Origin of the sequence: Maribacter sp. Hel_I_7 (assembly GCF_000688315.1) — a bacterium.
GTDB classification, from domain to species: domain Bacteria; phylum Bacteroidota; class Bacteroidia; order Flavobacteriales; family Flavobacteriaceae; genus Maribacter; species Maribacter stanieri.
Genome location: NZ_JHZW01000002.1, coordinates 319,300 through 341,359, shown reverse-complemented (window position 1 = coordinate 341,359; position 22,060 = coordinate 319,300). Strand labels below are relative to the sequence as shown.

General features: G+C 35.8%; 34 protein-coding genes. 33 read left to right on the top strand and 1 reads right to left on the bottom strand.

What is annotated here, in order from left to right; translation table 11 throughout:
* Positions 1–14: 14 nt before the first annotated feature.
* Positions 15–3,257, bottom strand: a complete 3,243-nt coding sequence (locus tag P178_RS0103050; RefSeq protein WP_027064833.1) for a SusC/RagA family TonB-linked outer membrane protein — start codon at positions 3,255–3,257, stop codon at positions 15–17.
* Between the two features lie 401 nt (positions 3,258–3,658).
* Here P178_RS0103050 and rpsL point away from each other — a divergent pair, with 401 nt between their 5' ends.
* The 33 genes from rpsL to carA all read left to right on the top strand — a co-directional run bounded on the left by rpsL (position 3,659) and on the right by carA (position 21,976).
* Positions 3,659–4,033 (top strand): 30S ribosomal protein S12, encoded by a 375-nt coding sequence (gene rpsL / locus P178_RS0103045; protein WP_027064832.1) that lies wholly within the window; start codon positions 3,659–3,661, stop codon positions 4,031–4,033.
* Between the two features lie 23 nt (positions 4,034–4,056).
* Positions 4,057–4,533 carry a 30S ribosomal protein S7 gene (rpsG, locus tag P178_RS0103040; protein WP_027064831.1) on the top strand — a complete coding sequence of 159 codons (477 nt, stop codon included), beginning with the start codon at positions 4,057–4,059 and terminating at the stop codon, positions 4,531–4,533.
* 6 nt (positions 4,534–4,539) lie between these two features.
* On the top strand, positions 4,540–6,672 hold the full coding sequence (gene fusA, locus P178_RS0103035; RefSeq protein ID WP_027064830.1) for an elongation factor G: 2,133 nt from the start codon (positions 4,540–4,542) through the stop codon (positions 6,670–6,672).
* Between the two features lie 9 nt (positions 6,673–6,681).
* Positions 6,682–6,987, top strand: a complete 306-nt coding sequence (rpsJ, locus tag P178_RS0103030) for a 30S ribosomal protein S10 (protein ID WP_007094989.1) — start codon at positions 6,682–6,684, stop codon at positions 6,985–6,987.
* Between the two features lie 144 nt (positions 6,988–7,131).
* Positions 7,132–7,749: a 50S ribosomal protein L3 gene (rplC, locus tag P178_RS0103025; protein WP_027064829.1), complete on the top strand. Its 618-nt coding sequence runs from the start codon at positions 7,132–7,134 to the stop codon at positions 7,747–7,749.
* A 5-nt stretch (positions 7,750–7,754) separates the two neighbouring features.
* Positions 7,755–8,387 (top strand): 50S ribosomal protein L4, encoded by a 633-nt coding sequence (gene rplD, locus P178_RS0103020; protein ID WP_027064828.1) that lies wholly within the window; start codon positions 7,755–7,757, stop codon positions 8,385–8,387.
* A 4-nt stretch (positions 8,388–8,391) separates the two neighbouring features.
* Positions 8,392–8,682, top strand: coding sequence for a 50S ribosomal protein L23 (gene rplW / locus P178_RS0103015; RefSeq protein ID WP_027064827.1), 291 nt, complete (start codon positions 8,392–8,394; stop codon positions 8,680–8,682).
* A gap of 9 nt (positions 8,683–8,691) precedes the next feature.
* Positions 8,692–9,516 (top strand): 50S ribosomal protein L2, encoded by an 825-nt coding sequence (gene rplB / locus P178_RS0103010; RefSeq protein ID WP_027064826.1) that lies wholly within the window; start codon positions 8,692–8,694, stop codon positions 9,514–9,516.
* Between the two features lie 14 nt (positions 9,517–9,530).
* The gene (gene rpsS / locus P178_RS0103005) at positions 9,531–9,809 is read left to right on the top strand and encodes a 30S ribosomal protein S19 (protein WP_027064825.1); all 279 of its coding nucleotides are present in this window, start codon (positions 9,531–9,533) and stop codon (positions 9,807–9,809) included.
* A gap of 3 nt (positions 9,810–9,812) precedes the next feature.
* Entirely contained in the window at positions 9,813–10,220 is a 408-nt protein-coding gene (gene rplV, locus P178_RS0103000) for a 50S ribosomal protein L22 (RefSeq protein ID WP_027064824.1), read from the top strand.
* Between the two features lies 1 nt (position 10,221).
* Entirely contained in the window at positions 10,222–10,938 is a 717-nt protein-coding gene (gene rpsC, locus P178_RS0102995; RefSeq protein WP_027064823.1) for a 30S ribosomal protein S3, read from the top strand.
* 20 nt (positions 10,939–10,958) lie between these two features.
* The gene (gene rplP, locus P178_RS0102990) at positions 10,959–11,387 is read left to right on the top strand and encodes a 50S ribosomal protein L16 (RefSeq protein ID WP_027064822.1); all 429 of its coding nucleotides are present in this window, start codon (positions 10,959–10,961) and stop codon (positions 11,385–11,387) included.
* A 12-nt stretch (positions 11,388–11,399) separates the two neighbouring features.
* Positions 11,400–11,591 carry a 50S ribosomal protein L29 gene (gene rpmC, locus P178_RS0102985; RefSeq protein WP_027064821.1) on the top strand — a complete coding sequence of 64 codons (192 nt, stop codon included), beginning with the start codon at positions 11,400–11,402 and terminating at the stop codon, positions 11,589–11,591.
* A 12-nt stretch (positions 11,592–11,603) separates the two neighbouring features.
* The gene (rpsQ, locus tag P178_RS0102980) at positions 11,604–11,861 is read left to right on the top strand and encodes a 30S ribosomal protein S17 (protein WP_027064820.1); all 258 of its coding nucleotides are present in this window, start codon (positions 11,604–11,606) and stop codon (positions 11,859–11,861) included.
* A 3-nt stretch (positions 11,862–11,864) separates the two neighbouring features.
* Complete coding sequence (gene rplN / locus P178_RS0102975) at positions 11,865–12,233, top strand: 50S ribosomal protein L14 (RefSeq protein ID WP_027064819.1); 369 nt, start codon at positions 11,865–11,867, stop codon at positions 12,231–12,233.
* A gap of 13 nt (positions 12,234–12,246) precedes the next feature.
* The gene (gene rplX / locus P178_RS0102970; RefSeq protein WP_027064818.1) at positions 12,247–12,561 is read left to right on the top strand and encodes a 50S ribosomal protein L24; all 315 of its coding nucleotides are present in this window, start codon (positions 12,247–12,249) and stop codon (positions 12,559–12,561) included.
* Between the two features lie 2 nt (positions 12,562–12,563).
* On the top strand, positions 12,564–13,115 hold the full coding sequence (gene rplE / locus P178_RS0102965) for a 50S ribosomal protein L5 (protein WP_027064817.1): 552 nt from the start codon (positions 12,564–12,566) through the stop codon (positions 13,113–13,115).
* Between the two features lies 1 nt (position 13,116).
* Entirely contained in the window at positions 13,117–13,386 is a 270-nt protein-coding gene (rpsN, locus tag P178_RS0102960) for a 30S ribosomal protein S14 (protein ID WP_027064816.1), read from the top strand.
* Between the two features lie 66 nt (positions 13,387–13,452).
* Positions 13,453–13,851 carry a 30S ribosomal protein S8 gene (rpsH, locus tag P178_RS0102955; RefSeq protein WP_027064815.1) on the top strand — a complete coding sequence of 133 codons (399 nt, stop codon included), beginning with the start codon at positions 13,453–13,455 and terminating at the stop codon, positions 13,849–13,851.
* Between the two features lie 19 nt (positions 13,852–13,870).
* On the top strand, positions 13,871–14,413 hold the full coding sequence (gene rplF, locus P178_RS0102950) for a 50S ribosomal protein L6 (RefSeq protein WP_027064814.1): 543 nt from the start codon (positions 13,871–13,873) through the stop codon (positions 14,411–14,413).
* A gap of 12 nt (positions 14,414–14,425) precedes the next feature.
* Positions 14,426–14,782 (top strand): 50S ribosomal protein L18, encoded by a 357-nt coding sequence (gene rplR / locus P178_RS0102945; protein WP_027064813.1) that lies wholly within the window; start codon positions 14,426–14,428, stop codon positions 14,780–14,782.
* Positions 14,783–14,791: 9 nt separating this feature from the next.
* Positions 14,792–15,316 (top strand): 30S ribosomal protein S5, encoded by a 525-nt coding sequence (rpsE, locus tag P178_RS0102940; protein WP_027064812.1) that lies wholly within the window; start codon positions 14,792–14,794, stop codon positions 15,314–15,316.
* Between the two features lie 10 nt (positions 15,317–15,326).
* Positions 15,327–15,506 (top strand): 50S ribosomal protein L30, encoded by a 180-nt coding sequence (gene rpmD, locus P178_RS0102935; RefSeq protein ID WP_027064811.1) that lies wholly within the window; start codon positions 15,327–15,329, stop codon positions 15,504–15,506.
* A gap of 13 nt (positions 15,507–15,519) precedes the next feature.
* Positions 15,520–15,972 (top strand): 50S ribosomal protein L15, encoded by a 453-nt coding sequence (gene rplO, locus P178_RS0102930; protein ID WP_027064810.1) that lies wholly within the window; start codon positions 15,520–15,522, stop codon positions 15,970–15,972.
* 14 nt (positions 15,973–15,986) lie between these two features.
* Positions 15,987–17,330 carry a preprotein translocase subunit SecY gene (secY, locus tag P178_RS0102925; RefSeq protein ID WP_027064809.1) on the top strand — a complete coding sequence of 448 codons (1,344 nt, stop codon included), beginning with the start codon at positions 15,987–15,989 and terminating at the stop codon, positions 17,328–17,330.
* 3 nt (positions 17,331–17,333) lie between these two features.
* Positions 17,334–17,549 (top strand): translation initiation factor IF-1, encoded by a 216-nt coding sequence (gene infA / locus P178_RS0102920; protein WP_013305172.1) that lies wholly within the window; start codon positions 17,334–17,336, stop codon positions 17,547–17,549.
* An 8-nt stretch (positions 17,550–17,557) separates the two neighbouring features.
* On the top strand, positions 17,558–17,674 hold the full coding sequence (ykgO, locus tag P178_RS22850; RefSeq protein ID WP_013305171.1) for a type B 50S ribosomal protein L36: 117 nt from the start codon (positions 17,558–17,560) through the stop codon (positions 17,672–17,674).
* Between the two features lie 2 nt (positions 17,675–17,676).
* A complete protein-coding gene (rpsM, locus tag P178_RS0102915; RefSeq protein ID WP_027064808.1) occupies positions 17,677–18,051 on the top strand; it encodes a 30S ribosomal protein S13 in 375 nt (124 codons plus the stop codon).
* Between the two features lie 9 nt (positions 18,052–18,060).
* Positions 18,061–18,453, top strand: a complete 393-nt coding sequence (rpsK, locus tag P178_RS0102910; RefSeq protein WP_027064807.1) for a 30S ribosomal protein S11 — start codon at positions 18,061–18,063, stop codon at positions 18,451–18,453.
* An 89-nt stretch (positions 18,454–18,542) separates the two neighbouring features.
* The gene (gene rpsD, locus P178_RS0102905) at positions 18,543–19,148 is read left to right on the top strand and encodes a 30S ribosomal protein S4 (protein WP_027064806.1); all 606 of its coding nucleotides are present in this window, start codon (positions 18,543–18,545) and stop codon (positions 19,146–19,148) included.
* A 17-nt stretch (positions 19,149–19,165) separates the two neighbouring features.
* On the top strand, positions 19,166–20,158 hold the full coding sequence (locus tag P178_RS0102900; protein ID WP_027064805.1) for a DNA-directed RNA polymerase subunit alpha: 993 nt from the start codon (positions 19,166–19,168) through the stop codon (positions 20,156–20,158).
* Between the two features lie 59 nt (positions 20,159–20,217).
* On the top strand, positions 20,218–20,754 hold the full coding sequence (gene rplQ, locus P178_RS0102895) for a 50S ribosomal protein L17 (protein WP_027064804.1): 537 nt from the start codon (positions 20,218–20,220) through the stop codon (positions 20,752–20,754).
* Positions 20,755–20,848: 94 nt separating this feature from the next.
* Complete coding sequence (gene carA, locus P178_RS0102890) at positions 20,849–21,976, top strand: glutamine-hydrolyzing carbamoyl-phosphate synthase small subunit (RefSeq protein WP_027064803.1); 1,128 nt, start codon at positions 20,849–20,851, stop codon at positions 21,974–21,976.
* Positions 21,977–22,060: the final 84 nt, after the last annotated feature.

Here is a 22,060-nt window from a genome sequence, read left to right as displayed (position 1 = left end):
AAGATTAGCAATTTTTAAAAGGTTGCTTTAATACTAAGTCCATATCTTCTAGAACTAGGACCATTTAAAAAGTCAAAACCTTGAGAGTTACCAACACCAGCACCTTGAATGTTAGGGTCAAAGTTTGCACCTTTAGGTGTATTGTAAGCATCATACCACAAGTTGAAACCTTGAGCAGTAATTGTCAAAGATCCAAAAGGAGTTCTTTCTAATGACTTTGCAGGGAAAGTATAGCCTAAAGAAAGTTCTTGTAAACGAACTACAGAAGCATCATAAACTTTCAATTCTGTTGGTCCGAATAAAATATTGTTGAAGTAGTAAGTAGAGTTGTTGATCTGCTTATTGTTTACTTCACCAGTACTTTGAGAAACTCCTGGAAGAATATACGTATTCTCTCTGTCTAAAGTTTCGGTAATTAAACCTCTACCTAACAAAGTACCAATAGTGTTAGAAACAATATCACCACCTTTTATATGACTAATCTGAAAACCTAAATTCCAATTTTTATAAGAAAAAGAGTTAATTACGTTCATTACAAAGTCAGGGTTTGGATTACCGATAATTGGAACATTTCCATTAGCGTCAACTTCTGTAGTAACATAATCACCACCATCATCAACTAAGAAATTACCATCAGCATCTCTAGCAATTGCATCACCTACAATTACACCTAATTGCTCACCTTTTATAGCGGCGTTACCACCAACAGATAATGTAGAACTACCAGCATAAATAATGATATCTTGTTCTTGTTCTGTAACAGTAAATTTGTTTTTAGTAAAGTTTGCTCTTGAATTCCAGTTAAATCCACTTGAAGAATCGCTTCTAAACCAATCAATTCCTAAATCAATTTCAATACCATCACCTTCTATTTTACCAACATTACTTTGTGTGAAAGTAAAACCAGTTGAAGGAGAAAGAGGCTCTCTTACGATAAGATCTTTTGTAGTTCTATCAAAATAAGTGAAATCTAAAGAAACTCTATTGTCTATGAATTTAGATTCGAAACCAACTTCAAATTCAGAAAGTAATTCTGGCTTTAAATCTGGATTTGCTTTAAATCCGGCAACTTGATTAGTTGTTACACCACCATCATCACCATAAACCTGCGTATTTTGTTCAACAACACTTACTGTTGGGTAAGCTGTTGGAAATGTTGCAGATTGTCCTAAACCAGCTCTTAACTTTAAGAAGTTAAGTCCATTTTGAGATTTAAGTCCAGGCCAAGCAGCAGTTGGCAAGAATGATGCACTTGCACTTGGGTAAGTTTGGCTATTGTTCTCTGTAATAAGGTTAGAAACCCAATCCGTTCTAGTAGATGCAGTTAAGAATAACATGTTGTCATAATCTAAAGTAACTTGACCTAAAAGACCTGCAATGTTTCTTGTCTCAGAATACTGAATTGGAGATTGGTTAGCATAGTTGAAGTGTCTTTGTATATCAAATACAATTTGACCTGTACTAGCAACACCTTGCTGATCAAATGATGTAGATCTAGAAGTAGCACCTACGTTAAATGTCATACCTAATTTCTCTGATAAATCATAATTACCATTTAAGGCTAAATAGTGATCCCAGATAGTATTATTGTTATCATATGTATTTAAGAAACCGAATATGGCACTTGTAAATTCTACACCACCCTTGTTAGAGTATTGTTCGTTTCTTTCATTGTAATAATCTAAACCTGCTCTATAAGTAACATTAAGATTGTCATTAATGTCATATTGCATTGCTGCATTCCAGAATACACGAGTAGTCAATTGAGAATACTTAGCATTGTTTGCAGTCCAACGAGGGTTTATAATGTCGTTACCATTTCTATAGTAAACACTAGAACCGTCAATTGGGTTCTGGTAAGGTAAACCTAATAAATCAACACTTCTTGGTGTAAAGTAGATGTTACCAAAAATTGAAAGTCCAGTAGTACCATTACCTTCACTAGCTGCAATTGGAGGTGAGCTATAATCAGTTCTAGAGTAGTTCATTGCTCCAGATACTGTAAATCTATTTGATAATTTAGATCTACCACCAATAGATACGTTAGCTCTTGTTAAACCGTTTCCTGGAATAAAAGACTCGTCATCTAAATAACCGAAGTTCGCATTGAAAGTAGTATTACCATCTTCAGAAGCACCGTTTATGTTAACAGAAGTAGAACTTACTGAACCTGGCTTAAAATAATTCTCAACTGAGTTGTAAGGTTTCCAGTCATATCTTGCACCCTGAAATTCAGGAAATGCTTCTCTTGTAGCTGCTACTGCTGTAGTGCTATAAGGATGTTCTAGAGTACCATTTGCATCAATTGAAGATTGTCTACCCCAACCAGAAAGACCGCTTTCTTCAAAGCTAGGGCCCCAGTTACTAAAGAACCATCCAAAGGCTTGGTCAAAACCATTACCATATTCATCTTGATAATCTGGTAATGAAGCAAATTCATTAACGAAGTAAGATTGATTAACAGTTATTTCTGTTTTTTTCTTTCCACCAACAGCAGAACCTGCTTTTGTAGTAATAAGAATAACACCGTTTTTACCTTGAGAACCATAAAGAGTTGCTGCTGCAAGACCTTTTAATACTTCAATTTTTGCGATGTTGTTTGGATCTAAATCTAAAAATCTAGAAGAACCAGTGTTACCAGTTAAGAAGTTAGAACCGCCACCGTTTGTGTCTTGTGCATTAGTATCACTACTAAATGGTACACCATCAACAACGAAAAGAGCTTGGTTACTTCCACTAAAGGAACTTAAACCCCTAACAACAACGTTAGTTGCAGAACCAGACATACCACCAGCGGCAGTAATCTGAACACCAGAAGCTTTACCAGATAAAACACGGGCAACATCACCTTCTGACCGAGATTCTAAGTCTTTTTCGTCTACAGATGATACTGCAAAACCTAAAGCTTTCTTCTCACGCTTAATACCTTGAGCGGTTACAACCACTTCTTCCAGCGCTTGTGCATCTTCTTCCATTTGCACACTTACTGTACTACCGGCACCTACCGATTTTCTTACAGCTTTCTGACCGATGTAAGTAAATAATAATGTTTCGCCTTGTGCGGCCATAATGGAATAGTTACCATCAAAATCTGTCTGAGTACCTGTGGTGGTACCTTCAACTACAATGTTAACCCCGGGCAAAGGAAGCCCTCCCTGATCAGTAACCGTACCGGATACTGTTTTTTGCTGTGCAAAAGAAATATGCACAACTAACGCTAAAAGTAGCGTTAACAATCCATTTAGTTTTGTTCTCATTTTTAAATTATTTGAATTAGCTAGCGACAAACTTCACAATAATGTGTTAATAATGCAAGATAATTTTAATAAAATTTTAAGAATTCGTGATAAAATTGGGAGTTACAGATTAAACACGATCCATATTTAAAGTTATATAATTCAACACCGTTTTTTTTGTCATATTCATAATTCTTCAATATTTGTCTAAAAAACCTGCATTTAATTCAACTCAAAAAACGTATGGGGATTTGCTGATTTTACAAATTGTTAAGGATGTTTTAACAAGTGTGTTTTTTACGATAAAACGGGGGGAATTAAAAAAAAATAAAAATAAATGCGACTTGGTTTGAATTTTACTTAAATATTACTACATTTGCCGACCCTTAAAGTAGGGGTAATTTTTTATATATCATTATAGTATGCCAACAATATCACAATTAGTACGAATAGGAAGAGAGACGATTACTAAGAAGAGTAAATCGGCTGCTTTGGATTCGTGTCCTCAGAGAAGGGGTGTTTGTACACGTGTTTATACTACCACACCTAAGAAGCCAAATTCAGCTATGAGAAAAGTAGCAAGGGTTAGGTTAACAAATGGTAAGGAAGTGAATGCTTACATTCCAGGAGAGGGTCACAATTTACAAGAGCACTCGATAGTATTAGTAAGAGGCGGAAGAGTTAAAGATTTACCAGGAGTTAGGTATCATATTGTACGTGGTGCATTGGACACAGCAGGTGTGGCCGGTAGAACACAGCGTAGATCTAAATATGGTGCTAAACGCCCTAAAAATTAATTAAACTTGTTTAAAAGGAAGTAATGAGAAAAAGACAGGCAAAGAAAAGACCACTTTTACCAGATCCAAGATTTAATGATCAATTGGTGACACGTTTCGTCAATATGATGATGTGGGATGGTAAAAAATCAGTTGCTTTTGGTGTTTTTTACGATGCAATAGATATCGTAGATGCTAAAAAAACTGATGAAGAAAAAACAGCTTTAGAGCTTTGGAAGGATGCATTGAGTAATGTTATGCCTCACGTTGAAGTTAGAAGTAGAAGAGTTGGTGGTGCAACATTTCAAATTCCAATGCAGATCAGACCGGACAGAAAAATATCAACAGCTATGAAGTGGTTGATTAGTTATGCAAGAAAGCGTAATGAGAAAGGGATGGCTCAAAAATTGGCTGGAGAAATTTTAGCAGCAGCAAAAGAAGAAGGAGCAGCTGTTAAGAAAAGAGTCGATACGCACAAGATGGCTGAGGCTAACAAAGCATTTTCGCACTTTAGATTCTAAATAGAAATGGCAAGAGATTTAAAATTTACAAGAAATATAGGTATTGCTGCGCACATTGATGCTGGTAAAACTACGACAACAGAGCGTATTCTTTTTTATACGGGTGTTAGTCATAAAATAGGTGAAGTTCATGATGGTGCTGCTACTATGGACTGGATGGAGCAAGAGCAGGAAAGAGGTATTACTATTACTTCTGCTGCTACTACTTGTACTTGGAAGTTTCCTTTAGAGAATGCAAAGGAGCTTGATAATACTAAGGATTATCACTTTAATATAATAGATACACCGGGGCACGTTGATTTTACTGTAGAGGTAAACAGATCATTACGTGTTTTGGATGGTTTGGTTTTCTTGTTTAGTGCTGTTGATGGTGTTGAGCCTCAATCAGAAACTAACTGGAGATTGGCTGATAACTATAAGGTTCCAAGAATTGGTTTTGTGAACAAGATGGACCGTCAAGGTTCTAACTTCCTTATGGTTTGTAAGCAAGTTAAAGAAATGTTGGGTTCTAATGCAGTTCCAATTGTACTTCCTATCGGTGACGAAGCTGATTTTAGAGGTATAGTTGATTTAGCTAAGAACAGAGCAATTACATGGCACGAAGAAGGTTTTGGTGCTACTTTTGACGTAATTGACATTCCTGAGGACATGAAAGCCGAAGTTAAGGAGTATAGAGCTGCCTTAATTGAAGCTGTTGCAGAATATGATGAGGAGTTGATGGAGAAATTCTTCGAAGATGAAGACTCTATCACAGAAGATGAAGTGCATGCTGCTTTAAGAGCTGCTGTTATGGATCGTGCAATCATTCCAATGATTTGTGGTTCTTCATTTAAGAATAAGGGTGTTCAGTTTTTATTGGATGCTGTATGTAGATATTTACCTTCGCCTGTAGATAAAGAGGCGATTGAGGGAACTAACCCTGATACGGGTGAGGTTGAAAAACGTAAGCCTAGTGTAAAAGAGCCTTTTGCGGCTTTGGCTTTTAAAATTGCTACTGATCCTTTTGTTGGAAGATTGGCATTTTTCAGAACTTACTCTGGTCGTTTAGATGCTGGTTCTTATATATTGAATAACCGTTCAGGTAAAAAGGAACGTATTTCACGTATTTATCAAATGCACTCTAATAAACAAAATGCTATTGATTATATCGAAGCGGGTGATATTGGTGCGGCTGTAGGTTTCAAGGATATCAAGACTGGTGACACCATGTCTGATGAAAAGCATCCAATTGTATTGGAGAGCATGGATTTCCCTGAGCCAGTTATTGGTATTGCTGTTGAGCCTAAAACTAAGGCAGACGTTGATAAGTTAGGTATGGCTTTGGCTAAATTAGCTGAAGAGGATCCAACTTTCCAGGTGAAAACTGATGAAGCTTCAGGGCAAACAATTATATCTGGTATGGGTGAGCTTCACTTAGATATTATTGTTGACCGTTTAAGAAGAGAGTTCAAGGTTGAAGTAAACCAAGGTGAACCACAAGTAGAATACAAAGAAGCATTAACTAAAACGGCATCTCACAGAGAAACTTATAAAAAGCAATCTGGTGGTCGTGGTAAATTTGGTGATATTGTATTTGAGATGGGTCCTGCTGATGAGGATTTCAAAGGAGAAGGTCTTCAGTTTGTTGATGAGATTAAAGGTGGTCGTATACCAAAGGAATTCATTCCATCTGTAGAAAAAGGTTTCAATGTTGCTATGCAAAACGGACCGTTGGCTGGGTATGAAATGGATACAATGAAAGTTGTACTTAAGGATGGATCTTTCCACGCTGTGGATTCTGATGCACTTTCGTTCGAATTAGCTGCAAAAATGGGGTATAAAGCTGCTGGTAAAGCTGCTGGTGCCGTTATCATGGAGCCGATTATGAAATTGGAAGTTATCACCCCAGAAGAAAACATGGGTGATATCGTGGGAGATTTAAATAGACGTAGAGGTACTATTGGTGATATGAGTGATAGAGCTGGTGCCAAAGTTGTTAAAGGTACTGTTCCATTATCTGAAATGTTCGGATATGTAACATCTCTTAGAACTTTATCTTCAGGACGTGCTACTTCAACAATGGAATTTTCACACTATGCAGAAACTCCTTCTAATATTTCAGAGGAAGTTATTAAGGCAGCAAAAGGTATAACAGCATAAATTTAGGACATGAGTCAGAAAATTAGAATAAAACTAAAATCTTACGATCACAATTTAGTGGATAAATCTGCTGAAAAGATTGTAAAAACGGTAAAGACTACCGGTGCTGTTGTAACAGGACCAATTCCTTTACCTACGCATAAAAAGATATTTACAGTTTTGCGTTCACCTCACGTGAATAAAAAATCAAGAGAGCAGTTCCAATTAAGTTCTTATAAGAGATTATTGGATATCTATAGCTCTTCATCTAAAACTATTGATGCACTTATGAAGCTAGAGCTTCCAAGTGGTGTAGAAGTAGAGATTAAGGTGTAATTAATTGTCTAGCTCATTTATGGGCTAGACTACATGTCCTAAGCTGCGTGCGAGGGAAAAACGGAAAAAATAATTTAGGGTTAAATTATTTTGACCCTATTTTTTTGTATAGAATTTAATAAGTAATAATTAATATAAATAAGTATGTCTGGGTTAATAGGAAAGAAAGTAGGCATGACCAGTATTTTTGACGAGAATGGAAAGAACATTCCATGTACCGTTATACAAGCTGGACCATGTGTAGTTACCCAAGTCAGAACCGAAGAGGTCGACGGGTATAGTGCCCTTCAACTTGGTTTCGATGACAAGGCAGAAACTCGTGCTAATAAGGCTGAATTAGGCCATTTTAAAAAAGCAGGTGCTTCTCCTAAGAAAAAGGTCGTTGAGTTCCAAGATTTTGAAGGTGATTTTAAATTAGGTGACACCGTAGGTGTAGATGTTTTTACTGAAGGTCAATTCGTAGATGTTATTGGTACATCTAAGGGTAAAGGTTTTCAAGGTGTTGTTAAACGTCACGGTTTTGCAGGGGTTGGTCAAGCAACTCACGGTCAGCATAACAGACTTAGAGCTCCTGGTTCTATTGGTGCTGCATCATATCCAGCAAGAGTATTCAAGGGTATGAAGATGGCTGGTAGAATGGGTACTGATCGTGTAACGGTTCAGAACCTTAGGGTTTTAAAAGTAGTTCCAGAGAAGAATCTTTTAGTAGTAAAAGGTTGTGTTCCGGGCCATAAGAATGCTTATGTAACTATACAAAGGTAGATGTAATGAAAATAGCAGTTTTAGATATTAAAGGAAAAGACACAGGTAGAAAGGCAAACCTTTCTGATGATGTTTTCGCTATAGAGCCTAATGATCACGCAGTTTACTTAGATGTTAAGCAATATTTAGCTCATCAAAGACAAGGAACGCACAAAGCTAAAGAAAGAGCTGAGATCGCTGGTAGTACTAGAAAGATTAAAAAACAAAAAGGTACGGGTACTGCAAGAGCAGGTAGTATTAAATCGCCAATCTTTAGAGGTGGTGGTAGAATATTTGGACCTAGACCTAAGGATTATACTCAGAAGTTAAATAAAAACTTGAAGCGTTTAGCAAGAAAATCTGCATTGTCTTTGAAGACAAAAGAAAATGCAATTTTAGTAGTTGAAGACTTCGATTTTGATACTCCAAAAACTAAAGATTTTATCGAAGTTTTGAAGACATTAGGTCTTGAAAATAAAAAGTCTTTAATAGTGTTGGGTGATTCAAATAAAGGTGTATATTTGTCTTCGCGTAATTTTAAAGGCTCAGAAGTTATAACTAACTCAGAATTAAGTACTTACAAAATTCTTCATGCTAATAGTGTGGTATTGTTAGAGAGCTCTTTAGAGGGGATTGAATCGAATTTAAATAAACAATAATATCATGAGTGTGTTAATAAAACCAATTATAACGGAGAAAATGACTGCTGATAGCGAGTTGAATAACCGTTATGGATTCGTAGTTAACCCTAAGGCTAATAAGTTGCAGATTAAAGATGCAGTTGAAGCTACTTATGGTGTTTCTGTGAAGAAGGTTCGTACAATGAATTACGGTCCATCAAGAAAATCCAGATATACAAAAACTGGTGTACAACATGGTAAAACAAATGCTATTAAAAAAGCAATTGTTGATGTAGTAGAAGGTGATATTATCGATTTTTACAGTAATCTATAAAGACAAGAAATGTCAGTTAGAAAATTAAAACCAATCACTCCAGGACAGCGTTTTAGAGTAGTAAATGGATTTGACGCCATTACTGCTGATAAGCCGGAGAAAAGCTTGCTTGCTCCGTTAAAAAAGTCGGGAGGTAGAAACAGTCAAGGAAAGATGACCATACGCCAAAAAGGTGGAGGTCATAAAAGAAGGTATCGTGTAATAGATTTTAAGAGAGATAAGCAAGATGTACTTGCTACTGTTAAGTCTATTGAATACGATCCTAATAGAACTGCATTTATTGCTCTTTTGGAATATGCGGATGGCGAAAAGCGTTATGTTGTAGCTCAAAACGGATTGCAGGTTGATCAACAGATTTCATCTGGATTAACTGTTGCTCCTGAGATAGGGAACGCAATGCCTTTGAGTGAAATTCCTCTAGGAACTATAATTTCATGTATTGAGTTAAGACCTGGTCAAGGTGCTATTATGGCGCGTAGCGCAGGTACTTTTGCTCAACTTATGGCAAAGGACGGTAAGTTTGTTACTGTTAAGATGCCATCTGGTGAAACAAGATTAATTCTTTCAGGTTGTATGGCTACTATTGGTGCTATATCTAACTCGGATCATCAATTACTAGTATCAGGTAAAGCTGGTAGAAGTAGATGGTTGGGTAGAAGACCAAGAACTAGACCGGTAGCTATGAACCCTGTCGATCACCCAATGGGTGGTGGTGAAGGTAGGGCTTCAGGTGGTCATCCAAGATCGAGAAATGGAATTCCTGCTAAAGGATTCAGAACTCGTTCTAAGACCAAGAGCACCAACAAGTATATAATAGAACGTAGAAAGAAATAAAAAAGTAGAAAGAAATGGCACGTTCACTAAAAAAAGGACCTTACGTTCACTATAGTTTGGAGAAGAAAATCCAACAAAGTGTTTCCTCTGGAAAAAAAGCAGTAATCAAAACTTGGTCTAGAGCCTCTATGATTACACCTGATTTTGTAGGAATGACGATAGCGGTTCACAACGGAAAACAATTTGTACCTGTTTTTGTAACAGAAAACATGGTAGGACATAAACTTGGGGAATTTTCACCAACTAGATCTTTTAGAGGTCATGCAGGTGCGAAAAACAAAGGAAAAAAGTAAGCTATGGGAGTTCGTAAAAAACAGATGGCCGAAAGAATAAAGGCTGAGAAGAAGAAGGTAGCTTTCGCTAAGTTGAATAACTGTCCTACTTCACCTAGAAAGATGCGTTTGGTTGCTGATTTAATTCGTGGTGTAAAGGTAGAGCAAGCTTTAGCTATTTTAAGGTTCAATCCTAAAGAAGCTTCTAGGAAGTTGGAGAAATTATTACTTTCAGCTTTGGCTAATTGGCAGGCAAAAAATGAAGAGGCAAGTGTAGAAGATGCTGATTTAATTGTAGCTGAGATTAGAGTAGATAGTGGTGCAATGCTTAAGAGATTGCGTCCTGCTCCACAAGGTAGAGCACATAGAATTAGAAAACGTTCAAACCATGTAACTTTGGTATTGGGGTCAAAAAATATAACAGAAAACTAGGATGGGACAGAAAACAAATCCAATAGGAAATCGTCTAGGAATCATTAGAGGTTGGGAATCTAACTGGTATGGTGGTAACGATTACGGAGATAAATTGGCTGAGGATGATAAAATACGAAAGTATATTCATGCAAGACTTTCTAAGGCTAGTGTTTCTAGAGTTATAATTGAACGTACTCTTAAATTAATCACAGTTACAGTAACCACTGCAAGACCTGGTATTATTATCGGTAAAGGTGGTCAGGAAGTTGATAAACTTAAGGAAGAATTGAAAAAAATCACCAATAAGGAGGTTCAGATCAATATCTTTGAGATAAAAAGACCTGAGCTTGATGCTAACTTAGTTGCAGCAAGTGTAGCTCGTCAAATTGAAAGTAGAATTTCTTTTAGAAGAGCAATAAAAATGGCAATCGCTGCAGCAATGCGTATGAATGCTGAAGGAATAAAGATTCAGATCTCTGGTAGATTGAATGGTGCTGAAATGGCTCGTTCGGAATCTTATAAAGATGGTAGAATTCCATTATCTACTTTTAGAGCTGATATTGATTATGCTCTACAAGAAGCTCAAACTACATATGGTAAACTTGGTATTAAAGTTTGGATTATGAAAGGTGAGGTATATGGTAAAAGAGATTTATCTCCATTAGTAGGAATGCAAAAGGATTCTTCTAAAGGTGGTAAGCAAGAAGGTGGAAGAAAACAACGTCGTAGAAAGTAATTTTTTAAAGAACTAAAGTAATGTTACAACCGAAAAGAACAAAGTTCCGTAAAATGCAGAAAGGCCGTATGAAAGGTCTTGCTGGGAGAGGACACCAACTTTCAAATGGTATGTTCGGTATAAAGAATGTTGATGATGCTACATTTTTGACTTCACGCCAGATAGAAGCTGCTCGTATTGCTGCTACTAGATTCATGAAGAGGGAAGGTCAATTGTGGATTAAAATATTTCCAGACAAGCCGATTACCAAAAAGCCATTAGAAGTACGTATGGGTAAAGGTAAAGGTGCACCAGAATATTTCGTAGCCGTGGTAAAACCAGGTAGAATTATGTTCGAAGTGGCCGGAGTTCCTATGGAAGTAGCAAAAGAAGCTTTAAGATTAGCGGCTCAAAAACTTCCTGTTAAAACAAAATTCATTGTAGCTCGAGATTACGAGGGCGGAAATTAAACGTAAGGAATAATGAAAAAACAAGAGATTAAAGAAATGTCTGTGGAAGGACTTACGGAGAAATTTGCCGAGTACAAGAAGCAACATGCAGATTTGAAAATGGCACATTTTGTAACTCCGTTAGAAAATCCACTTCAGATTAGAAAAGTAAGGAGAACGGTAGCAAGATTAGCCACTGAATTAACTAATAGGGAAAACCAATAATTGGTGGGCTTTATGGAGAAAAGAAATTTAAGAAAAGAGAGAGTAGGAGTTGTCACTAGTAATAAAATGGAGAAGTCTATTGTTATTGCTGAAGTGAAAAGAGTAAAACATCCTATGTACGGTAAGTTCGTTTTGAAGACAAAGAAATATGTTGCACATGACGAAAAGAACGATTGTAACATTGGTGATACTGTAAAGATCATGGAGACTCGTCCTATGAGTAAAACCAAATGTTGGAGATTAGTAGAAATCTTAGAAAGAGCTAAATAAGTTATGTTACAGCAAGAATCTAGATTAAAAGTAGCGGATAACACCGGAGCAAAGGAAGTTTTAACTATCCGTGTTCTTGGTGGTACCAAAAGAAGGTATGCTTCAATAGGTGACAAAATTGTTGTTACGGTTAAGGAAGCTACTCCGAACGGAGGTATCAAGAAAGGTGCGGTTTCAACTGCTGTTGTAGTTCGTACTAAGAAAGAGGTTAGAAGACCTGATGGGTCTTATATCAGATTTGATGATAACGCCTGTGTGTTATTGAATCCTGCCGGAGAAATGAGAGGAACTCGTGTTTTTGGACCTGTAGCAAGAGAGCTTAGGGATAAGCAGTTCATGAAGATTGTATCATTGGCCCCAGAGGTATTATAATATAACGGACAAGATGAAAAAGTTAAAAATCAAAACAGGAGATACGGTAAGAATTACCGCTGGTGACCATAAGGGAACCGAAGGTAAAGTGATGCGTGTTGATCTTGAGAAAAATAAAGCCATCGTTGAAGGTGCCAATATGGTATCTAAACATGAGAAGCCTAGTGCTAAGAACCCTCAAGGTGGTATTGTAAAAAAAGAAGCTTTAATCCACATTTCTAACTTGGCTCTAATCGACGGTAAATCTGGCGATACAACTAGAGTAGGTTACGAAGTAAAGGATGGTAAAAAAGTTAGGGTTTCCAAAAAATCCAATGAAGTAATTTAGTTATGGCATACGTTGCAAGATTAAAGAAAGAGTATAAGGAGCGAATAGTAGCTGCCCTTACCGAAGAGTTTGGTTACAGTAATGTAATGCAGGTTCCTAAGTTAGAGAAGATAGTAATGAGTAGAGGTGTAGGAGCTGCTGTTGCTGACAAGAAACTTATTGACCATGCAATAGATGAAATGACTATGATTACTGGTCAAAAAGCCGTTGCTACTATGTCTAAGAAAGATGTTGCTGCCTTTAAGTTAAGAAAAGGCATGCCAATTGGTGCAAAAGTTACCTTAAGAGGTGAGCGTATGTACGAATTCTTAGATCGTTTGGTGACTTCAGCATTACCTCGTGTTAGAGATTTTCAAGGTATTAAGGCTACAGGTTTTGATGGTCGTGGAAATTATAACTTGGGTGTTACTGAGCAAATAATATTTCCTGAAGTTAATATTGATAAAATCAATAGAATTAACGGTATGGATATTACCTTTGTAACTTCTGCGGGAACTGACAAAGAAGCAAAATCATTATTAACAGAATTAGGTTTACCTTTTAAAAAGAATTAGTATGGCTAAGGAATCAATGAAAGCCCGTGAGAGAAAAAGGGAAAGAACTGTAGCAGTTTATGCTGAAAAACGCAAGGCTTTGAAAGAAGCTGGCGATTATGAAGCGTTACAGAGACTACCTAAAAATGCCTCTCCGGTACGTTTACATAACAGATGTAAATTAACTGGAAGACCTAAAGGTTACATGAGAACTTTTGGTATTTCAAGGGTAAAATTCAGAGAGATGGCTAATGCCGGTTTAATACCAGGTGTTAAGAAAGCTAGCTGGTAGATTAAGAATTATTAATGGATTCAGGTTTAGCTTAATTGCTGAAAACCGTTTCCGAATTATATACATATGGTAACAGATACTATTGCAGATTACCTAACGAGAGTTAGAAACGCGAGTAGAGCGGGACATAGGGTTGTTGAAATTCCTGCGTCAAATCTAAAGAAAGAAATAACTAAAATATTATTCGATCAAGGATATATCTTAAGTTATAAATTCGAAGAAAATAAAGTTCAAGGTTCTATTAAGATAGCTTTGAAATATGATAAGCTTACAAAAGAGCCTGTTATCAAGAAAATACAGCGTATAAGTAAGCCTGGTCTTAGGAAATATTCAGGTAACGAAGATTTACCTCGTGTATTAAATGGTTTGGGTGTTGCAATTGTTTCTACATCTCATGGTGTAATGACTAGCAAGCAGGCTAAGGCAGAGAAAGTTGGTGGTGAAGTTTTGTGCTACGTTTATTAATTGATTAAAGATTTAGAAAATGTCTAGAATAGGTAATAATCCAATCGCAATTCCTGAAGGGGTTACAATTGAAATTAACGACAATATAATTTCTGTAAAAGGGAAATTAGGTGAGTTGACTCAAGAGTTCTCTGGTGTAGCGGTTAAAGTAGAAGACGGACAGGCTTTCGTAACAAGGCCATCGGATTCTAAGGAGCATAAAGCAAAGCACGGTTTATATAGATCACTTATAACTAATATGGTTGATGGTGTTTCTAAAGGTTGGACCAAAGAATTAGAATTAGTAGGTGTAGGGTATAGAGCAAGTAATCAAGGTCAAAAACTTGAATTGGCTTTAGGTTTTTCTCACAACATCGTTTTCAACTTAGCATCTGAAGTTAAAGTTGAAACTATATCAGAAAAAGGTAAGAACCCTATAGTTAAGCTAACGTCTCATGACAAACAACTAGTTGGTCATATAGCTGCAAAGATTAGATCTTTCCGTAGACCAGAGCCGTACAAAGGAAAAGGAATTAAATTTGTAGGTGAAATATTAAGAAGAAAAGCTGGTAAGTCGGCTTAATAATAGGATATTATGGGATTATCAAAAACACAAAGAAAATTAAGAATCCGACGTAGAATACGTAAGGTTTCTTCTGGAACTGCAGCTAAACCAAGGTTATCTGTTTTTAGAAGTAACAGCGAAATTTACGCTCAAGTTATAGACGACGTAAAAGGAGTCACTTTAGTATCCGCTTCTTCAAGAGATAAGGATATTGCGAAAGCAAAAGGAAATAAAACCGAGATTGCTGCTTTGGTTGGTAAAACAATCGCTGAAAAATCTGTAAAAGCTGGCTTAGAGAAAGTTGCTTTTGATAGAGGAGGTAATTTGTATCACGGAAGAGTAAAATCTTTGGCTGAAGGTGCAAGAGAAGCAGGTCTAAAATTCTAATATACTAGTATGTTCCAAAAATATAAAAACGTAGAGACTGTTAAGCCAGGTGGTTTAGACTTAAAAGATAAATTAGTTGGTATTCAACGTGTAACCAAGGTAACAAAAGGTGGTAGAGCATTCGGTTTTTCTGCAATAGTTGTTGTAGGTGATGAAAATGGTGTTGTAGGTCATGGTTTAGGTAAATCTAAAGAGGTTGCTACTGCAATAGCAAAGGCAATTGAAGATGGTAAAAAGAACTTAGTTCGTATTCCTTTAAACAAAGGAACTTTACCTCATGAGCAAAAAGGAAAATTTGGTGGAGCTAGAGTTTATATCCAGCCTGCATCTCATGGTACCGGTGTAATTGCTGGTGGAGCTGTAAGATCGGTATTGGAATCTGTAGGTGTACAAGATGTATTATCTAAGTCTCAAGGATCTTCAAATCCACATAACGTTGTTAAAGCAACTTTTGATGCTTTGTTGCAACTTAGAGATGCAAAAACTATCGCTACGCAAAGAGGTGTTTCTTTAGAAAAAGTATTTAAAGGATAAGAGGAAAATTATGGCAAAGATTAAAGTTACACAAGTAAAAAGCGGAATTAAGAAACCTCAAAATCAGAAAAGAACTTTAGAGGCTCTTGGTTTAAAGAGAATAGGACAGGTTGTTGAGCATGACGATACGCCTAACATTCTTGGAATGATAAATAAAGTTAAACATTTAGTTTCCACAGAGGAAGCTTAAATTTAGAATAAAAATGGGTTTACATAGTCTACAGCCTGCAGAAGGTTCAGTTAATAGAGACGGAAAACGCCTTGGAAGAGGTCAGGGTTCTGGAAAAGGTGGAACAGCTGCAAGAGGTCATAAAGGAGCAAAGTCAAGATCGGGTTATTCTAAGAAGATTGGTTTTGAAGGTGGTCAAATGCCATTACAACGTCGTGTACCTAAGTTTGGTTTTACGAACATTAACCGTAAGGACTATCAAGGTATCAATTTAGAGAAGTTACAAGAGCTTGTCGATAATAAAGTGATATCTAATGAAGTTTCTTTAGATCTTTTAATTGAGAACGGTTTAGTTGGTAAGAATGAATTAGTGAAAATTTTAGGAAATGGTGAGTTAAAAGCTCCTCTTAAAATTTCGGTACATAAATTTACTGCATCTGCTAAAGCAGCTATTGAAGCAGCAGGTGGTGAAGCAATAAGTTTGTAAGCATAAACGAGAGCATGAAGAATTTTATTGATACAATATCCAATATTTGGAAGATAGAAGAACTAAGAAATAGAATTCTTATTACATTGGGTCTTTTGTTGGTTTATCGTTTTGGTTGTCAAATCGTACTTCCGGGTATAGATTCAACTCAATTAGGTGGATTAACGGATAGTACTGATCAAGGTATATTTGGTCTTTTAAATGCATTTACAGGAGGGGCATTTGCTAATGCTTCTGTTTTTGCGTTGGGTATTATGCCTTATATCTCTGCTTCCATTGTTGTTCAGTTGATGGGTATTGCAATTCCTTATCTTCAGAAACTACAAAAAGAAGGAGAAAGTGGTCGTAAGACTATTAATCAAATTACTAGATGGTTAACCATCGGTATTTGTATAGTTCAAGCTCCAGCATATTTATATGGATTAGAGGCCTTTGGAGTTAGAGATAGCGCGTTTTTATTAGGTAAAGGATTGGATTTTATGGTTCCTGCAGTTATCATTTTGGTAACAGGTACTGTATTTGCAATGTGGTTAGGAGAGAAAATTACTGATAAAGGTATTGGTAATGGTATCTCTTTATTAATTATGATTGGTATTATAGCTACAATGCCTCAATCTTTTGTTCAAGAATTTATCTCTAGAACAACTGATAATAACGGTGGATTAATGTTCATCTTAATAGAAGTTATTATTTGGTTCTTGGTTATCTTGGCTTGTATTTTGTTAGTAATGGCTACAAGACAAATTCCTGTACAGTATGCAAGACGTACTGCTTCTGGTGGATACGAAAAGAACATAATGGGTTCAAGACAATATATTCCTTTGAAGTTGAATGCTTCTGGAGTTATGCCAATTATATTTGCTCAAGCAATTATGTTTGTACCTGGTATGATAGGTGGTGCATTTGATGATACTGCTTTTGGACAATGGATGCAAGTGCAGTTTAGTGATATTTTTGGATGGGCATATAATTTGTTATTCGCAATATTGATTATAATCTTTACATATTTTTATACTGCAATTACGGTTCCTACTAATAAGATGGCAGATGACCTTAAAAGGAGTGGTGGTTTTATACCAGGAATACGTCCTGGAAAAGAAACTGGAGATTATTTAGATAAGATTATGTCTTTAATAACGTTACCTGGATCTATTTTCTTAGCTTTGCTCGCTATTTTACCAGCGATTGTAGTAAAATTGATGGATGTTCAAGCTGGATGGGCTTTATTTTATGGTGGTACCTCCTTATTAATTATGGTAGGTGTAGCTATAGATACGGTACAACAGGTAAATTCATATTTATTGAATAGACATTACGATGGTTTAATGAAAACCGGTAAAAATAGAAAAGTAGCATAATTTATGGCTAAGCAGGCAGCAATAGAACAAGATGGATCTATCATTGAAGCATTGTCTAACGCAATGTTTCGTGTAGAGTTGGAGAATGGACATGTGGTAACAGCGCATATATCAGGTAAGATGCGTATGCACTATATAAAACTATTACCTGGAGATAAGGTGAAACTGGAGATGAGTCCGTATGACCTTACTAAAGCAAGAATTACATATAGATACTAAGATACAAGATGAAAGTAAGAGCATCAGTTAAGAAGAGAAGTGCCGACTGCAAGATTGTTCGCAGAAAAGGCAGGTTGTACGTAATCAACAAAAAGAATCCTAGATTTAAACAAAGACAAGGGTAATTATGGCAAGAATCGCAGGTATAGATATACCAAAACAAAAGAGAGGTGTTATCGCCTTAACCTACATTTTTGGAATTGGAAGTAGTAGGTCAAGAGAAATATTGAATAAAGCCCAAGTTAGCGAAGATACTAAGGTTTCTGATTGGAATGATGATGAAATAGGTCGTATTAGGGAAGCTGTTTCTGAATTCGTAATCGAAGGTGAATTACGTTCTGAAACTCAGTTGAACATTAAGCGTTTGATGGATATTGGCTGTTATAGAGGTATTCGTCATAGATCAGGTTTGCCTTTAAGAGGTCAACGTACTAAGAACAACTCTAGAACTAGAAAAGGAAAGCGTAAAACAGTTGCTAACAAGAAGAAAGCAACTAAATAATAATTAGGTATGGCAAAGGCAAGTACTAAAGTTACCAAGAAACGTAAAGTTATAGTTGATTCTGTTGGTGAAGCGCACATAAGTGCATCTTTCAACAACATCATTATCTCTTTAACAAATAAAAAAGGAGATGTAATTTCTTGGTCATCTGCTGGTAAATTAGGTTTTAGAGGATCTAAAAAAAATACACCGTATGCTGCTCAGGTAGCTGCTGAGGATTGTTCTAAAGTTGCTCATGAAGCAGGTTTAAGAAAGGTTAAAGTTTATGTAAAAGGTCCAGGTAACGGAAGAGAATCTGCTATTAGGTCTTTGCATAATGCTGGTATCGAAGTAACGGAAATTATTGATGTTACTCCAATGCCTCATAACGGTTGTAGACCTCCTAAGAGAAGAAGAGTTTAATTAATTACTAATATATTTCACCGAAAGTGTAGTTACGATTATCGAAGGATAAGCCTTAATTCATAATCTCACTTTCAAACTTAAAGAAAATGGCAAGATATACAGGACCAAAATCAAAGATTGCTCGTAAATTTGGCGAAGCAATATTCGGAGACGATAAGTCATTCGAAAAGAAAAATTACCCTCCAGGGCAACACGGTAACAATAGAAGAAGAGGAAAGAAATCTGAGTACTCTGTTCAATTGATGGAGAAGCAAAAAGCTAAGTATACTTATGGTATTTTAGAAAAGCAATTCAGAAACTTATTCCAGACTGCAAAAAGAAAAGAAGGTGTTGCTGGTGAAATTTTACTTCAATTATGTGAATCTCGTTTAGATAACGTTGTTTATAGAATGGGAATTTCTCCAACTAGAAGTGGTGCAAGACAATTAGTATCTCACAGACATATTACGGTTAATGGCGAGTTGGTTAACATACCTTCTTACTCATTAAAAGCAGGAGATGTTGTTGGTGTTAGAGAAAAATCTAAATCATTGCAAAGTATACAAGATTCATTAACTGCTAGTAGTGCGGTTTATGAGTGGATTTCTTGGAATAGCGAAAAGAAGGAAGGTACTTACGTTACTATTCCTGAAAGAATGCAAATTCCAGAAAATATCAAAGAACAATTAATTGTGGAGTTATACTCTAAATAAACAACACTGATCCAATTATGGCATTATTTAATTTTCAGAAACCCGATAAAGTAATAATGATCGATTCCTCTGATTTCGAAGGGAAGTTTGAATTTCGCCCTTTGGAACCTGGTTATGGATTAACTGTTGGGAATGCATTAAGACGAGTATTGCTTTCTTCTTTAGAAGGTCATGCAATTACTTCGATTAGGATTGATAAGGTAGAGCATGAGTTCTCCATGATTCCTGGCGTTGTTGAAGATGTAACCGAGATTATATTAAACTTGAAGCAAGTACGTTTCAAGAAACAAATAGAAGATTCTGAAGCTGAAGTAGTTTCTATTTCTGTTAGTGGTAAAAATCAGTTAACTGCTGGTGATTTTCAAAAGTTTATTTCTGGGTATCAAGTATTGAACCCGGATTTAGTAATTTGTAATATGGATGCTAAAGTTAGTATCAATATGGAAATTACAATTGAAAAAGGTAGAGGTTATGTTCCTGCAGAGGAAAATAAAAAATCTGGTGCTCCATTAGGTACAATTGCTATCGATTCTATTTTTACGCCTATAAAGAATGTAAAATATAGTATTGAAAACTTTCGTGTAGAGCAAAAAACGGATTATGAAAAATTGGTTTTTGAGATTTCTTCAGATGGTTCTATTCATCCGAAAGATGCATTAACTGAGGCTGCAAAAGTTCTTATACATCACTTTATGTTATTCTCTGATGAGCGTATCACTTTAGAAGCTGATGAGATTGCTCAAACAGAGACTTACGATGAGGAGTCTTTACACATGAGACAATTATTGAAAACTAAATTAGTTGATATGGACCTTTCTGTTCGTGCACTAAACTGTTTAAAAGCAGCTGAAGTAGATACTTTAGGAGATTTAGTTTCTTTCAATAAGAATGACTTAATGAAGTTTAGAAACTTTGGTAAAAAATCTTTAACTGAACTTGAAGAACTTGTTATAAACAAGGGTTTAAGTTTTGGTATGGATTTATCAAAATACAAATTAGATAAAGATTAAATAATCATATTTTGCTCCTCGTTCTAGCGAGTTTGGTAGCAAGATGATAAAATTGAAACATGAGACACGGTAAAAAGATTAATCACTTAAGTAGAAAAACTGCTCATAGAAAAGCAATGTTAGCAAACATGGCTTGTTCATTAATAGAGCACAAAAGAATTAACACTACAGTTGCTAAAGCTAAAGCTTTGAAGCAATTCATTGAGCCTTTGATTACTAAATCAAAAGCTGAAAATAATGTTAGTGCTGAAAAAGGTACTCATAATAGACGTATCGTCTTTAAAAACCTTCGTGATAAGTATGCTGTAACGGAATTATTCAGTGTTGTATCTGAAAAGGTAGCTGATAGACCAGGAGGGTATACAAGAATTATCAAGTTAGGTAATCGTTTAGGTGATAATGCTGACATGGCAATGATAGAATTGGTTGATTTCAACGAATTGTATAATGCTGGTAAGCCTAAGAAAAAATCTACTAGAAGAAGTAGAAGGTCAGGTGGTAGTGATGCTGAAGTTGTTTCTGCAGAGAAAGAAACTAAAGCAAAAGACGAAGCTCAAACTGAAACAGAAGCTAAGACAGATGATTCTAAGGAATAAAATTGTCAATAAATATTAATAATGAAAAAGGATAAGCTTTCTAGCTTATCCTTTTTTTATGTTTTTTTGTGAACGAATAAATTATAAGACTAAGATGAAATATCAAGCAAAGAGAAAAGCTCTAGTACTACTAGCTGATGGTACTATTTTTTATGGTAAATCTGTAGGTGATAAAGAAGGTACTGCCTTTGGTGAAGTTTGTTTTAATACAGGTATGACAGGTTATCAGGAGATATTTACTGATCCATCTTATTTTGGACAGATAATGGTAACTACAAATGCTCATATTGGTAATTATGGAGTTAATAAAGATGAGATTGAGTCAGAGTCCATTAAAATTTCTGGTTTAGTATGTAGAAATTTCAGTTATGAATATTCAAGACCTTTGGCAGATGATAGTCTTCAGGGGTTTTTAGATTCGAATGATCTATTTGCAATTTCTGATGTTGATACTCGTGCTTTGGTGAGCTATATAAGAGATAATGGGGCTATGAATGCAGTTATTTCTACTGATATAGAAAATATAGATGCGCTTAAAAAACGTCTTAGTGAGGTTCCTAGTATGAAAGGGCTAGAACTAGCATCCCGAGTTTCTACAAAAGAGCCATATTTTGTAGGGGATGAAAGTGCCTCAATTAAAATTGCTGCATTGGATATAGGAATTAAAAAGAATATTCTTAGAAATTTAGTAAAGCGTGGGGCGTATGTAAAGGTGTTCCCTTATAACAGTAGTTTTGAAGAAATGTCTTCATGGAATCCTGATGCTTATTTTATCTCTAATGGCCCTGGTGATCCAGAACCGTTGGTAGATGCAATTGCTGCGGTTAAAAAAATGATACTAACAGATAAACCCCTTTTTGGAATTTGTTTAGGACATCAAGTACTGGCATTGGCAAATGGTGTGTCTACATATAAAATGCATAATGGTCATAGAGGTATTAATCATCCAATATTAAATTTAATTACTGGTAAAGGGGAAATCACGTCTCAAAATCATGGCTTTGCTATTAATAGAGAAGAAACTGAGGCGAATGGTAATTTAGAGATTACGCACACACACCTAAACGATAAGACAGTTGCGGGAATACGAATGAAAAATAAAGATGTATTTTCCGTTCAATATCACCCAGAAGCAAGTCCTGGACCACACGATGCTGATTATCTATTCGATGATTTTTTCAATTTAATTGAGAAAAGTGCAAAACATAACGAAATAGTTTAAATAAACATTATTTAATTGGTAATTGTAAGGTGTAAACAAACCTGGTAATTTGCCTGTTTTGTATCTTTACTTTTTAATTTATCA